Below are 13,395 nucleotides of genomic sequence, written 5' to 3'. Positions count from 1 at the left end.
CGTCGGGCGGCGCTGGGTTCCGCTGATCCGTGTGCCGGCCGAGGATAGCCAGCGGCGCACAGGCCGTTGCAACAGAGGTGAACAGCCGATGCCACCAACGACTTCCTCGGTTGATCCCGCACCGTCACCGTTTGACAGTTGATCGACGTACTGCTATCTGTTAATACAGTTTCCTGATGCTCGCGGTGCCCGCCGGGGCCGATCGCCGCGCCGGGCCACCGACCGGCCGGCGGCACGCCGCCCCTTCCCCGAGGAACACCATGGTGCGCAAGAGAACAGCCGCCTACGCCGTGGGCGCCCTGCTGGTCGCCGTCGCGGCGCTCGGCTACGGTCTCCCGTCGGCCAGCGCCGCGACCGCCGGCCCGATCACCGGCCTCGCCGGCAAGTGCGTCGACGTCGCCGGGGCGAACCCGGCCAACGGCACAGCGGTGCAGCTCTACGACTGCAACGGCAGCGCCGCCCAGACGTGGACGGTCGGCAACACCGACAACTCCGTCCGGGCACTCGGCAAATGCCTCGACGTCACCGCCGCGTCCACCGCCAACGGCGCGAAGGTGCAGCTGTACGACTGCAACGGCACCGGCGCGCAGAAGTGGACCGCCAGCAGCGGCGCGCTCGTCAACACCGGCTCCGGCAAGTGCCTCGACGTCACCGACCGGAGCACGGCCAACGGCGCCCGGCTGCAGATCTGGACCTGCGGCGGCACCTCCAACCAGCAGTGGACCCTACCCGGCGGGAGCACTCCCACCCCCACGCCCACGACCCCGGCGGGCACCAACCTCGATGACCCGGCGAAGAAGGACGTCGCCATGCAGCTCGTCTCGGCGGCGGAGAACTCGTCGCTCGACTGGCGCGCGCAGTTCTCCTACATCGAGGACATCGGCGACGGGCGCGGCTACACCGCCGGCATCATCGGCTTCTGCTCCGGCACCGGCGACATGCTGGAACTGGTCGAGGCGTACACCCGGACCAAGCCGGGCAACGTGCTGGCCGGCTACCTGCCGGCGCTGCGCGCCGTCAACGGCACCGCCTCGCACGCCGGCCTCGACCCCAACTTCCCCCGCGACTGGCGGACCGCCGCCAACGACTCGGTGTTCCGGGCCGCGCAGGAGGCCGAACGTGACCGGGTGTACTTCAACCCGTCGGTACGCGACGGCAAGAACGACCAGGTCCGGGCACTCGGCCAGTTCGCCTACTACGACGCGGCGGTGATGCACGGGTACGAGGGCATGCGCCAGATCCGCAGCCGCGCCCTCGCCCGCGCGAAGCCCCCGGCCCAGGGCGGCGACGAGCGGACCTGGCTCAACGCGTTCCTCGACGAGCGGGTCGTCGAGATGAAGAAGGAGGAGGCCCACTCGGACACGTCCCGCGTCGACACGGCCCAGCGGGTGTTCCTCAACAACGGAAACTTCAATCTGAACACCCCGTTGGTGTTCGCCGTCTACGGCCAGCAGTTCCGCATCGACTAGCCATGCCTCCGGTTGCGGCGAACTGCCGGGCGGCGGGCTGCCGGGCTGCCGGACCGCCGGGCTGCCGGACCGCCGAACACCATGCGGCTGGCCCGGCGGAGCTGCCCACGGCAGGCCATGGCGCAGCTTGCCTTGACGCTGGCGGCAACGTTTAGCGTGGTCGTGACGGGCTGGTCGAGGAGGTCGGATGCGGATCGGCGAGTTGGCTGAACGGGCCGGCACGAGCACGCGAACCCTGCGCTACTACGAGGCGCACGGTCTGGTGCGGGCGCAGCGCTCCGCGAACGGTTACCGCGTCTACGAGGAGGCGGAGCTGCGGGTCGTCCGCGAGATCCGGGCTCTGCTCGACGTCGGGTTCGGCCTCGACGACGTCCGCCCGTTCGTGGCCTGCCTGCGGGCCGGCAACACGTCCGGCGGCGTCTGCCCGGACTCGGTGCTGGTGCTACGCCGCAAGCTCGCCGAGGTCGACGCCTACCTCGAACGGCTCGGCGCGGTCCGTCAGCAGCTCCACACCCAGCTCACCCAGGCCATCGCACACCGGGAGGAAACATGCCCCAGGAAACGACCGTCGACTCGCTGATCTCCGTCACCGACGACACGTTCAGCGAGCTGGTGCTGGCCAGCGACCGGCCCGTCGTGGTCGACTTCTGGGCCGAGTGGTGCCCGCCCTGCAAGATGATCGAGAAGAGCCTCGTCGAGCTGGCACGGGAGTTCGGCGACCGGATGGTCATCGCCAAGCTCAACTCCGACGACAACCCGCAGGCCACCCGCCGCTACCAGGTCATGTCCCTGCCGACCCTGCTGGTGTTCCGTCAGGGCGAGGTCGTCGGCTCCGTGGTCGGCTCCCGGCCGAAGATCCACCTGCGGCAGAGCCTGAGCCTGCACGCCGGTCTCTGAGGGTCAGCGCCGGTCGAGTTCCGCCTGGAGCCGCTGGACCAGCGTCTTGCGGTCCTTGCCGGCGCGTTCCTGGCGCAGAGCGGTCCGCAGCTCACGGGTGTCCAGGCCACGGACAAGCTTCGCCGCCTCGGCGACCGACATCTCCGACATCCGTCCAGCCGTCGTGGCGTCCCGGCGCGCCCGCTTGGCCGGGCCGGTGTTGGCGACGTACTGCTTGCCGGACCGGGACGCCTCGCGCTTCTTGGTGTCGGTCGCGCGTTTCTGGTTGTCCGACAGCTCGTCCCAGGCCCGCTTGGGCAGGTAGCGGCTCGTCGTACCACCCTTGCGGGCACGCGTGTCGCCCTCTTTCGTCTGCCACTTCTCGTTGCCCCACCGCTGGAGGGACTTCTGCCGCTCGTCCTTTTCGCCCAGGAATCCGCCACCGCGCTTTTTGTACTCCTGAGTGAGCAACTGCGACTTGCGCGCCGACCACTGCCCCACCCGGCCACCCTTGTCGGATGCCTTGATCTCTTCCTTGAGCTGTTCCCGGAGTTCGGGTTTCGTGTACCGCGCCATGGCTGGCAGCTACCCGGGGCAACTGCACATATGCCTGCCGGACGCTCGAATCGCGGTGCGGCGAGACGACGCCGCCGGCCGCCAGGGTGAGACCGAGGCGACCGGCGGCCAGACGGGGTCAGTCGTCGTCGCCGGACTTGTCGTCATCGTCGTCGGAGCCGTCGTCGTCGGAGCCGTCACCGTCGTCGTCGACCGACTCCTGCTCGGCCTTGACGACCGTGCCGTTGTCCCGGTCCACGTCCACCTCGTGCTCGGTGTTCCCGGCGACGATCTCGACGCTCCAGACCGGTCGGCCGTGTTCCTGCTCGGCCTCGACCTCGACGATCTGCCCGCCACCGGCCCTGGCGAGCGCGATCTCGCCGGCGCGCTGCTGGTCGACCGCCCCGCTCGCCGGCGCGCTGCTCGTCGACGGGGTGACGCCCGACGGAGTGGCACCGGACGGAGTAGCGCTCGACGACGCGGTGCCGGACGGGGTGGGCGTGGTGGCGCTGTCGTCCGGCGCGTCCGTGGCCGTCGGGGCCACGGTGGCGGCGGCGAGCGCCGTGTCGCCGGCCCGTGAACCGTCGGCGGCGTTCACGCCGACGGCGACGCCGGCCACCGCCAGCACCGTCGCCCCGCCGACCGACGCCAAGAGCAGAGAGCTGCGCTTCATCGTGGTGTCCACCTTTCCTCGGTTGTGATGTCGAGGATCGGTCGGAACGGGATAGCGGCGCGCTGTCCGGACCCTAAGGGCGAGTTAAGCCGCTCCCGGTACCCGTGGTGCCACCGCCGGTCCACTCGGACGCACGGGCCCGAGCCGGAGCAGCACCTGCGCACCGCCCTCCGGCCCGGTACGCAGCTCCAGCCGACCGCCGCCCGCCTGGGCGGCACGCCGGGCGATGTCCAGGCCGAGACCGGTCGACCCGGCCGCGCTGGCACCTCGCCGGACCGCCCCGTCCGGCATCCCCGGCCCCTCGTCGGCGACCGTGAGCAGCACCTCGCCCGCGGCCCGGGCCAGCCGGACGGCGAACGGCGTCCCGTCGGGCGTGTGCGCGAAGACGTTGCCGAGCAGAGCGTCCACGGCCGCGGTCAGGTCGTCGGCGGGCACACCGACGGGAAGCGGACCGGCAGCGAGGTCGAGCGTGACGGCCCGGCCGGTGTCCTCGGCCAGCACCGACCAGAACGCGACCCGGTCGGCGACGATCGCCGCCGCGTCCGAGGCGGCCGGTGCCACCGTCGGCGAGTGACGCCACCGGGCCTGGCGGATCAGTCCGGTGACGGCGCGTTCGAGCCCGTCGGCGGCAGCGGTGATGCGGGCCGCGTCGTCCGGGTCGCGCAGCGACTCCGCCTCCAGCCGCAGCGCCGTCAACGGTGTCCGCAAGCGGTGCGACAGGTCGGCGACCTGCTCACGCTCCTGCACGAGGAGCACCTGGATGCGACCGGCCAGGTGATTCAACGCGCCGGCCACCTCCCGCAGCTCGGCCGGGCCGGCCGGGGTGACGCGGGCGTCCAGTTCGGCGTTCGCCAGCCGGTGCGACACGGCGGAGAGTTCGCTGATCGGACGCACCAGGGTACGGGCCAGCCGGTCGGCCACGGCCAGCCCGATCAGCACCAGGAGCACGCCGAGCAGGGCCAGCACCAGCCAGGCCCGGGTCACCCCGGCGGTCAGCTCGTGCCGCGGCACCACCGTGCGGATCACGCCGGTGCCGTCCGCCCGCCCCTGCACGGCGATGACCACCTCCCGTCCGGCCGCCGACTCGCCGGTCAGGCTCTGCCCGCGCGCCGCCAGGGCCACCGCCGGCGTACGCGGTGCCGGGGCGCCGAGCACCGTGCCGTCGGGCAGGAAGACGCTGACCGGTCGACCGGACTCGGCGGCGAGCTGCTCCACGGTGAGTCGGATCGTCGCCGCGTCGGCGGTCCCGACCACCGGCACGAGGCTCTGCGCGTCGGCGGTGGCCCGGACGGTCGCCCGGTCCTCGGCGACGGTACGGACGAGCAACGCCAACGGCACCAGGAACGCGATGAGGGTGAGCACGCTGACCGCGGCGACCAGCAGCGCGAGTCGCGCCCTCACGGCTGCGCCGCCGGCGCGTCGAGGCGTACCCCCACACCGCGCACGGTGTGCAGGTAGCGGGGTTGCTGGGCGCTCTCGCCCAACTTGCGACGCAACCAGGACAGGTGCACGTCGACGGTCTTGTCGGCACCTCCGTACGGGATCTGCCACACCTCGGTGAGCAGCTCACGTTTGGTGACCACCTGGCCGGGGCGGCCGGCGAGGTGGTGCAGCAGGTCGAACTCCCGGGGCGTCAGCTCGACCGCCACCCCGTCCAGGGTGACCTGTCGCGCCCGGGGGTCGATCCGCAGCCCGCCGACGACGAGCGCCGGGTCGGACGCGTCCGCGCCGGAGGGGCCGCGCCGCAGCACCGCCCGTACGCGGGCGTCGAGCTGTGCCGCGGTGAACGGCTTGACCACGTAGTCGTCGGCACCCGCGTCGAGCACCCGGACGATTTCGGCCTCGTCGTCGCGGGCGGTGGCCACGATGACCGGCACCGCGCTGACCGCGCGCAGCATCCGCAGCAGCTCGCGTCCGTCCAGGTCGGGCAGACCCAGGTCGAGTACGACGAGGTCGGGCCGGTCCTCCAGCGCGTCGCGGAGCCCCGTCATCGCGGTCGAGGCGGCGGCCACCGCATGCCCGCGTTCCCGCAACGCCCGGATCAGCGGCGTACGGATCGTCAGGTCGTCCTCGATGAGCAGCAGGCGGGCCACAGGTGGCAGGCTAGCCGGTCACCGCCTAGGACCACGCGATCTCGCCGTGGCGGTCGACGAAGCGGCCGGAGCCGTGTCCGGGGCCTTCGGTGGCGAGGGCGACGATGGCGTCGGTGCCCTCGGTGACGGTCTGCGGCCCGCTGTGTCCGTTGAGGTCCGTGTGGGTGTAGCCGGGGTCGGCGGCGTTGATGCGGACGTCCGTCAGCGCCTTGGCGTACTGGGTGGTCAGCATCGTGAGCGCCGCCTTGGAGGACGTGTAGACGGGGGCGATGACACGCGACTCGGCGCGCGACGGGTCGTGGGTGGCCGCCAGCGAGCCCATCGCGCTGCTCACGTTGATGATCGTGGGGTCGGGGGAACGGCGCAGCAGCGGCAGGAACGCGGTTGTCGTGCGCACCACGCCGACGAGGTTGACGTCCAGGACGGCGAGCAGGTCGTCGCCGGTCAGCTCGCTCGGGTCGCCGAACGGACCGTGGGTGCCCGCGTTGTTGATCAAGAGGTCGACGCGGCCCTCGTGCTTCTCGACGTCGGCGGCAGCTGCGGCGACGGAGTCGTCGTCGGTGACGTCGATCTGCACGAACCGGGCTCCGAGCGTGTTCGCCGCCTCGGCGCCCAGCTCAGGGTCACGAGCACCGACAATGACGGTGTGGCCCAGCTCGATGAGGCGGCGGGCGGTCTCGCGACCGAGCCCCTTGTTGGCTCCGGTGATGAAGGTGATCGTCATGCCCCCATCGTTCGTCGCCGCCAAGGCACCTGCCAGGGACGTCGCGACGGTAGGACAAGCAATACCACCCTCGTCCCGGTGGGGTGCGAAACAATCGGGGGCGTGATGACGCAGGCTGCGGGACTGGGAGCGACGATCCGTGCCTGGCGCGACCGCCTGTCGCCGGCTGCCACCGGGCTGCCCGCGGGCCATGGGCGCCGAGCCGCCGGGCTGAGGCGGGAGGAGCTGGCCGAGCTGGCCGGCGTATCGGTCGACTACATCGTGCGCCTGGAACAGGGGCGGGCGACCACACCGTCGGCGCAGGTGACCTCCGCGCTCGCTCGCGCCCTCCAGTTGACGTCCGCCGAGCGCGACCATCTGTTCCGGCTGGCCAACCTGGCCACACCGACGGACGACCAGATCTCCGATCACATCCCGCCGGGCGTGCAGCGGGTGGTCAGCCGCCTCGGTGACGCCGCCGTCGCCGTGTTCGCCGCGGACTGGCAGGTGATCTGGTGGAACCCGGGTTGGGCGGCGCTGCTGGGCGACCCGTCGGCGTCCCCGCCGGTTCGTCGCAACTTCGCCCGCGACACCTTCCCGGTGAACTCCGACGGGCCGGGGATGTCGCGCTGGCCCGTGATCTCCCTGGACGCCGACGCCACCAGCGCCGCCGTCGTCTCCGACCTCCGGCGGGCCACCGGCCGGTTTCCCCGTGACCGCCGCCTGGCGAAGCTCATCCGTGACCTCACCGAGGGCAACGAGCAGTTCGCCGAGCTGTGGGCGGCCGGAGCCGTCACCGCCCATCGGGAGGACTGCAAGATCATCGAACATCCGGTGGTCGGAGCGGTCCGGGTCGACTGCGACGTCCTGACCGACGGCGACGCCGAACTGAAGATCGTGATCCTCACTGCGGCCCCGGGCACCGACGACGAATCCAAGATCCGCCTCGCCACCGTGGCGGGCGTCCACGACCCGACCGGGTCTGCGACCGCCGGCGACGGGGCCCGCCGTTAACCCAGCCTTAGGGTCCGGATGTGCCGGCGACAACCGTGGATCGGGGATAGTCAGGTGATGGGCCGTCGTTCGATCCTCATCGCCACCGGCTGGGTGGCCACCGCCGCCGTGGCCACCCTGATCGGGCTGGGCGCGATCCGGCTGGTGGGCGAGAGCATCACCGGCACCCCGGGCGGGGTGCGCGGTGCGGCCGAGATCGAGCGGGCACTCGCCTCGCCGGAGCCGGTGCCGACCGGCACCACGGGCACCGCCTCGGCCGGGCCGTCCACGACGACCGCCGCGCCGAGCGCCAGCGCCGGGGTCCGCCGGGTGTTCGCCACCGGCGGCGGCACGGCCGTGGCCGAGTGCGCCGCCGCCGGGGTACGCCTCGTCTCCTGGGCGCCCGCGCAGGGCTACCGGGTCCGCGACGTGGACCGTGGCCCGGACGACGACGTCGAGGTCACCTTCGAGGGGACGGCCGGCGAGCACGAGCTGAAGGTGCGCTGCATCGGTGCGGAACCGGTGGCCGTCGCCGACGACTGACGTCGCCGTCGCCTACTTGCCCGCCGGCTGCTCGCGGTCGGCGTCGCGGCCCAGGGCGACCATGCGCAGGGTCTCCTCGCGACGTCGCACGAGCAGCACCCCGGCCAGGAAGGTCACCGGCGCGACGAGCACCAGCATCGCCCACTGCGCCGGCACCAGCGGGATGGCGTGTCCCATGTTCATGGTCGAGGTGACCCAACCGGCGAGGGCGCTGTCGATCACCATGGCGAGCGCGACCACCGGCAGAAGCATGACGACGATCCGCCGGCGTACGTCCGGAGTGAGCGTGGCCACCGCGACCAGCATGGCCATCGCGGCGGCCGCCAGGCCGGCGATGTAGAGCCAGACCACCAGCCCGCTGCTGGCCTCGATGCCGTAGAAGACCTTGTAGGACACTTCACCGACGAAGTCGAACGTGGGACTGGTCACCCGGTTCGTCACCAGGAGCGCGACCATCGCGGCCGGCGCGAGCACCAGCGCCAGCAGGCGGCGTACGCCCAGCAGTGCGATCGCCCGGCGGCGCGGCGCCGGCACGGTGAGCGCGGCGGCCGCCACCACGGCGAGGGCGAACTGCGGCAGCGTGTCCACCACGTACGTCGGGTTGTCACTCGTCCGCGGAGCGATCAGGGCAGCCCAGCCGAGCACGCCGACCCAGGCCAGACCGGTGGCCGCCCAGCGCCATCCGGCCAATACGGCAACGCAGACACCGGCCCAGCCGACGACCCGCAGCCAGTCGACCAGATCCGGGCCGCCCGGCCCATACCCCGTTGGCAGGCTCGGGCTGCGGATGAGCTGGTCGAGCAGCGCTTTCCCGGCGAGGGCCAGCAGGACGACTCCGACCAGTAGGCCGGTCACCGTCGCCGCGTCCGCCCAGCTCGGCTCGGTGAACCCCCGTGCGCCCACCCGTAGCCGCGCCCGCAAGCCGGCGCCGACCAGGTTCCGCACGTCGGCGGCGGCGGGTCGCCGCTGGCCCGGCCGCGCGCCGGCGATGAGCACGGCCAGCATCTCGTCCTCGTACACCCGACGGTGTTCCCACGGGTAGACGGACAGCAGCCGCCGGTAGCGGCGCTCCAGATCGTCGCTGCTCACGCCGCACCTCCGTCGGTGATCAGGCCGTTGCGACGCAGCCGCCCGCGAGCGGCGTCCGCGTTGTGTCGCAGGCGGGATGCCTCGTCGGCCAGACGCCGCGCGCCCAGCGCGGTGAGGCGGTAGTAGCGGCGCAGTCGAGACTGCACCACCTCTTCGCGCTCGACCTCGATGAGACCGTCGGCGCGGAGCCGATCGAGGACGGCGTAGAGGGTGCCGGCGCGCAGGTGCACCCGGCCGTCGGAGATGCGCAGCACGTCCTCGATGACGGCGTACCCGTGCATGGGCGCGTCCGCGAGCGCGGTGAGCACCAGGAACGTCGGTTCCCGCAGTGGAGCCTCAGCCATGCCAGTGAGCATATACCGGTAGACGGTATATGCAAGGACGACGAGGGTGGAGCGACGGATGTGGCCGGCACGGGAGCCGTGCCGGCCACATCAGCGGTGATGGTTCAGCTGGCGTACGCCTCGACCTCCCAGAGCGAGTGACCGTAGCCGGTGCCCCGGGCGGTGCCGTAGATCCGCAGGTACCGGCCGTTGGCGCCGAGCCCGGTGTGCTCGTCCACACCACCGTCGGCGCCGGTCACCGTCTTCACGGTGGTCCAGGTGGTGCCGTCATTCGAGGTCTGGATCTGGTACGCGCTGCTGTACGCCGCCTCCCAGCTCAGCTTGACCCGGCCGATCGCGGTCGGGCTGCCGAGGTCGACGCGAATCCACTGCGGGTCGGAGAAGGTGCTCGACCAGCGGGTGGTGAGGCTGCCGTCGACCGCCTGCGCCCCACTCACGTCGGCCCCCTCGTTGCTCGACGTCGAGGTGGGTTTGTTGAGCAGCAAATTGCCGCCGGTCGGGCTGCCGGTGCCGCCGTACACCTCGAACTCGAACAGCGAGTAGCCCCACGCGGTGCCCCGGGTGGTGCCGAGCAGCCGGACGTACCGGCCGGAGCCGGTCAGGCCGGTCAGGTCGTCCACGCCGCCGTCGCCGCCGGTCACCGTCCGCACCGTGGTGAAGGTGACCCCGTCCGTGGAGGTCTGGATCTGGTACCCGCTGCCGTACGCCGCCTCCCAGGTCAACTTCACCCGATTGATGGCGTACGTGGCGCCCAGGTCCACGTCGATCCACTGCGGGTCGCCGAAGGAGCTGCCCCAACGGGTGCCCAACGCCCCGTCGAACGCGTTGGCCGCGACGAAGGCACCCTCGAAGCTGGACGACCGGGCGGGCTTGCCCTGGGCCAGGTTCGCGCCCGGCGGGTTGGGATCCGGCCCCGGGCCGCCGGGGCTGCCGGAGAGGGTGAACTCGTCGATGTCGAACCACGGGCCGGCGCCCTTGAAGACGAGGAACAGCGTCCGGGTGCCGGTCGGGGCGGTGACCCCGCCGGTGACCGTGGCGAAGGTGGCGTACCCGCCGGTGGGCACCACGGTGGCCGAGCCGACCAGCGGCCCGGTGGGCGAGTCGACCCGCAGTTCGAGCGTGCCGCCGCCGCCGGCCGGTGCGCCGACGCGAGCGCTGAACGACTGGACGCCGGTCAGGTTGTACGGGCGGAACGAGATCCAGTCGTTGTTGTCGATGTAGCCGACCGCCGCCCCACCGTGCCCGGCCGCCCCGGCGACGATCTGGACGCCGGACGAGTCACCGAAGTGCTCGGCCTGGCGTACCCGCGGTTGCAGCACCGCCTGGGTGTGCGTGGTCAGCGCCGGCTGACCGCCCCCGCCCAGGTCGGTGTACTCGGCGTCGATGATGCCGAAGATGTTCGCCGCGGTGTCGTGCTCACCGTCGGCCGAGGTCTGGATGACCCCCGTACAGCCCTGCACGCTGCCGAGCTGGTGGCCGTGCGAGTCGTGCCCGAGGACGTAGTTGACCTTCACCCGGGCGCAGTTGATCGCACCGTCCTGGGCGTCGGTGACCGTGACGCTGAACGGCACCGCGTCCCCGAAGGCGAAGGTCTGCCCGTTCAACGGGGTGTTCACGGTGACCACCGGGGCGCTGTTGCCGACCGTGACGACCACACTCGCGGTGGCCGTCTTTCCGCTGGTGTCCCGGACGGTCAACGTCGGGCTGCGGGTCCCGTTGGTGGTGTACGTGAAGCTCGGGTTCGGCGCGGTCGAGTCGGTGGTGCCGTTGTTGTCGAAGTCCCAGGCGTAGGTGAACGGGTCACCGTCCGGGTCGAGGGTGCCGGCCGAGGAGAACGCCACGGTCAGCGGTGCGGTGCCACTGGTCGGGGTGGCCGACACCTTCGCGACGGGTGCTCTGCCCTCCCGGGCGTACTCGATGCGGTACAGGGCCGAGTTGGCGTCGCCGTTGAACCAGCCGGTGCCGTAGTCGAGCACGTAGAGGGCGCCGTCCGGGCCGAACTCCATGTCCATGACCTGGGTGCCGGTCCACGGGAACGGGTTGATCTTCAGTGGTTGGCCGGACGCGTCGAGCTTGATGTTCTTGATCCAGCGGCGACCGAACTCGCCGGCGAAGTAGGTGCCGTCGTAGTACTCCGGGAACGCCACGGCGGACGTGTTGGTCGGGTCGTACCGGTAGACCGGCCCGCCCATCGGGGACAGGCCGCCGCCGGTGAACTCCGGCGGCGAGCCGGAACCGCCGTACGGAAGCCACGCCGGGATGGCCGGCGGCAGCTGGGTGATGCCGGTGTTGTTGGGCGAGTTGTTCACCGGCCCACCGGCGCAGTTGAACTTCGCCCCGGACGGCCCGGACGGGAACGTGTAGTCGTTGTAGGCGTCGTTGCGGGCCGTGCAGTACGGCCAGCCGTAGAAGCCGGGCCGGTCGATCCGGGCGAACTCCACGTTGCCCGCCGGACCCCGGTTCGGGTCGGCGGTGCCCGCGTCGGGGCCGTAGTCACCGAGGTAGACGACGCCGGTGGCCTTGTCCACGCTCATCCGGAACGGGTTGCGGAACCCCATCGCGTAGATCTCCGGGCGGGTCCGCGCGGTGCCCGGCGCGAACATGTTGCCGGCCGGGATCGTGTAACCGCCCGCCGCGCTCGGCTTGATCCGGAGCACCTTGCCGCGCAGGTCGTTGCTGTTCGCTGCGGTGCGCTGGGCGTCGAACGCCGGGTTGCGCCCGGCCCGCTCGTCGATCGGGGTGAACCCGGCCGAGTCGAACGGGTTGGTGTCGTCACCGGTAGACAGGTACAGGTTTCCGGCCGCGTCGAAGTCCATGTCACCGCCGACGTGGCAGCACATGCCCCGGCTCGTCGGCACGTTCAGGATCAGCGTCTCGCTGGCCAGGTTGATGGTGTTGTCCGCGTTCACGGTGAACCGGGACAGCCGGTTGACGCCGTCCCACACGGCGAACTGGGCCGGGGTGCCCTCGGCGGGCGCACCACCGCCGGGGGTGCTCAGTGGTGGCGCGTAGTAGGCGTACACCCAGCGGTTGGTGGCGAAGTTCGGGTCGGCCTTGATGCCCTGCAAGCCCTCCTCGTCGCCGGTGTAGACGGCCAGGGTGGCGGCGACCTTGGTGTTGCCGGCGGCGTCGGTGTGCCGGATCACGCCGTTGCGCGAGGTGTGCAGCACGCCCCGGTCGGGCAGGACGGTGAGGCTCATCGGCTCGCCGGTCTCGGCCGCGCCCTTGGCCAGCTCCACCTGCTGGAAGTTGCTCGTGACGGTGGGGCCGCAGTCCGCGTCGACCGCGCCGGCCGCGGTCATGATGCCGCCGAGCAGGTGCTGCCGGAAGGCCGCTTCGGTGTACGACGCGTCGGTGTGGCCGAGGCCCGTGTACCAGGCCCGGCCGCCGGAGTAGTTCTGGCACCAGGAGATGGGGTGGTCTGCTCCCATGCTGCCGCCGGTGTAGGTGCCCTCGTCCAGGGTGGCCAGCACGTGCACGTTGCCCCGGGGGTTGGTCCGGTAGTTGTACAGCTCGTCGAAGCGGCTCCACCGCTGCGGCAGCGCCCTGGTGGACGGGTGCACCTGGTCGGCGACCTTGACGGTGGCGGTCTGCTCGGCCGGGTGCGAGGCGAAGTACGCCCCGACGAGACCGCCGTACCAGGGCCAGTCGTACTCGGTGTCGGAGGCGGCGTGCACGCCCACGTACCCGCCGCCGCCGGTGATGTAGCGCTCGAACGCGGCCTGTTGGGCGGCGTTGAGCACGTCACCGGTGGTGGACAGCCAGATCACCGCGGCGAACCGGTCCAGGTTGGCGTCGGTGAACTGGGCCGCGTCCTCGGTGGTCTCGACGGTGAACCCGTTGGCGGCGCCGAGCTGCTGGATGGCGGTGATGCCGGGGGTGATTGATCCGTGCCGGAATCCGGCGGTCTTGCTGAACACCAGCACGGTGAACGGTGCGGCGCTGGCCGTGGGTGGCGCGGCGACGACGCCACCCATCACGAGGATCGCGCTCAGCACAGCACCGAGCCACGATCTCAGGGATCTGCGCACGGTAGGTCCTTTCGCGGTGCGGGGGG

The 13,395-nt window shown here is 71.8% G+C and carries 13 protein-coding genes; 5 read left to right on the top strand and 8 right to left on the bottom strand.

The features are described from left to right. Positions 1-176 precede the first annotated feature (176 nt). The 3 genes from O7620_RS05885 (at position 177) to trxA (ending at position 2,366) form a co-directional block, all read left to right on the top strand. Positions 177-1,469, top strand: a complete 1,293-nt coding sequence (locus O7620_RS05885; protein WP_278122193.1) for a chitosanase — start codon at positions 177-179, stop codon at positions 1,467-1,469. A 187-nt stretch (positions 1,470-1,656) separates the two neighbouring features. Then, positions 1,657-2,049: a MerR family transcriptional regulator gene (locus tag O7620_RS05880; protein ID WP_278122192.1), complete on the top strand. Its 393-nt coding sequence runs from the start codon at positions 1,657-1,659 to the stop codon at positions 2,047-2,049. After that, on the top strand, positions 2,019-2,366 hold the full coding sequence (trxA, locus tag O7620_RS05875; RefSeq protein WP_278122191.1) for a thioredoxin: 348 nt from the start codon (positions 2,019-2,021) through the stop codon (positions 2,364-2,366). Before O7620_RS05880 ends, trxA begins: the two co-directional genes overlap by 31 nt. A gap of 3 nt (positions 2,367-2,369) precedes the next feature. Here the strand turns inward: trxA and O7620_RS05870 are convergent, their stop codons facing one another. The 5 genes from O7620_RS05870 to O7620_RS05850 form a co-directional block, all read right to left on the bottom strand. Next, a complete protein-coding gene (locus O7620_RS05870; RefSeq protein WP_278122190.1) occupies positions 2,370-2,921 on the bottom strand; it encodes a DUF5872 domain-containing protein in 552 nt (183 codons plus the stop codon). Between the two features lie 118 nt (positions 2,922-3,039). Further along, complete coding sequence (locus O7620_RS05865; RefSeq protein WP_278122189.1) at positions 3,040-3,573, bottom strand: PepSY domain-containing protein; 534 nt, start codon at positions 3,571-3,573, stop codon at positions 3,040-3,042. Positions 3,574-3,657: 84 nt separating this feature from the next. Continuing rightward, on the bottom strand, positions 3,658-4,974 hold the full coding sequence (locus tag O7620_RS05860; RefSeq protein ID WP_278122188.1) for a HAMP domain-containing sensor histidine kinase: 1,317 nt from the start codon (positions 4,972-4,974) through the stop codon (positions 3,658-3,660). Beyond that, positions 4,971-5,666, bottom strand: a complete 696-nt coding sequence (locus tag O7620_RS05855) for a response regulator transcription factor (protein WP_151491998.1) — start codon at positions 5,664-5,666, stop codon at positions 4,971-4,973. Before O7620_RS05855 ends, O7620_RS05860 begins: the two co-directional genes overlap by 4 nt. A gap of 25 nt (positions 5,667-5,691) precedes the next feature. After that, on the bottom strand, positions 5,692-6,390 hold the full coding sequence (locus O7620_RS05850; protein WP_278122187.1) for an SDR family NAD(P)-dependent oxidoreductase: 699 nt from the start codon (positions 6,388-6,390) through the stop codon (positions 5,692-5,694). 105 nt (positions 6,391-6,495) lie between these two features. Here O7620_RS05850 and O7620_RS05845 point away from each other — a divergent pair, with 105 nt between their 5' ends. Both O7620_RS05845 and O7620_RS05840 read left to right on the top strand, forming a co-directional pair. Further along, positions 6,496-7,383: a helix-turn-helix transcriptional regulator gene (locus O7620_RS05845; RefSeq protein ID WP_151492004.1), complete on the top strand. Its 888-nt coding sequence runs from the start codon at positions 6,496-6,498 to the stop codon at positions 7,381-7,383. Positions 7,384-7,440: 57 nt separating this feature from the next. Continuing rightward, entirely contained in the window at positions 7,441-7,905 is a 465-nt protein-coding gene (locus O7620_RS05840) for a septum formation initiator (RefSeq protein ID WP_151491996.1), read from the top strand. A gap of 12 nt (positions 7,906-7,917) precedes the next feature. Here the strand turns inward: O7620_RS05840 and O7620_RS05835 are convergent, their stop codons facing one another. The 3 genes from O7620_RS05835 to O7620_RS05825 form a co-directional block, all read right to left on the bottom strand. Next, on the bottom strand, positions 7,918-8,994 hold the full coding sequence (locus O7620_RS05835; RefSeq protein WP_278122186.1) for a hypothetical protein: 1,077 nt from the start codon (positions 8,992-8,994) through the stop codon (positions 7,918-7,920). Beyond that, on the bottom strand, positions 8,991-9,338 hold the full coding sequence (locus O7620_RS05830) for a PadR family transcriptional regulator (RefSeq protein ID WP_278122185.1): 348 nt from the start codon (positions 9,336-9,338) through the stop codon (positions 8,991-8,993). Before O7620_RS05830 ends, O7620_RS05835 begins: the two co-directional genes overlap by 4 nt. A 104-nt stretch (positions 9,339-9,442) precedes the next feature. Then, positions 9,443-13,369: a ThuA domain-containing protein gene (locus tag O7620_RS05825; protein WP_278122184.1), complete on the bottom strand. Its 3,927-nt coding sequence runs from the start codon at positions 13,367-13,369 to the stop codon at positions 9,443-9,445. Positions 13,370-13,395: the final 26 nt, after the last annotated feature.

Origin of the sequence: Micromonospora sp. WMMD710, from assembly GCF_029626045.1 — a bacterium.
Taxonomy (GTDB): Bacteria; Actinomycetota; Actinomycetes; order Mycobacteriales; family Micromonosporaceae; genus Micromonospora.
The sequence above is the reverse complement of the archived record's forward strand: the minus strand, read 5'-3'. Positions and strand labels throughout refer to the sequence as shown.

Excerpts from the sequence above, each read along its gene's own strand:
- O7620_RS05885 (WP_278122193.1), top strand. The coding sequence starts at position 177 with ATGCTCGCGGTGCCCGCCGGGGCCGATCGCCGCGCCGGGCCACCGACC.
- O7620_RS05880 (WP_278122192.1), top strand. The coding sequence starts at position 1,657 with ATGCGGATCGGCGAGTTGGCTGAACGGGCCGGCACGAGCACGCGAACC.
- trxA (WP_278122191.1), top strand. The coding sequence starts at position 2,019 with ATGCCCCAGGAAACGACCGTCGACTCGCTGATCTCCGTCACCGACGAC.
- O7620_RS05870 (WP_278122190.1), bottom strand. The coding sequence starts at position 2,921 with ATGGCGCGGTACACGAAACCCGAACTCCGGGAACAGCTCAAGGAAGAG.
- O7620_RS05865 (WP_278122189.1), bottom strand. The coding sequence starts at position 3,573 with ATGAAGCGCAGCTCTCTGCTCTTGGCGTCGGTCGGCGGGGCGACGGTG.
- O7620_RS05850 (WP_278122187.1), bottom strand. The coding sequence starts at position 6,390 with ATGACGATCACCTTCATCACCGGAGCCAACAAGGGGCTCGGTCGCGAG.
- O7620_RS05845 (WP_151492004.1), top strand. The coding sequence starts at position 6,496 with ATGACGCAGGCTGCGGGACTGGGAGCGACGATCCGTGCCTGGCGCGAC.
- O7620_RS05840 (WP_151491996.1), top strand. The coding sequence starts at position 7,441 with ATGGGCCGTCGTTCGATCCTCATCGCCACCGGCTGGGTGGCCACCGCC.
- O7620_RS05830 (WP_278122185.1), bottom strand. The coding sequence starts at position 9,338 with ATGGCTGAGGCTCCACTGCGGGAACCGACGTTCCTGGTGCTCACCGCG.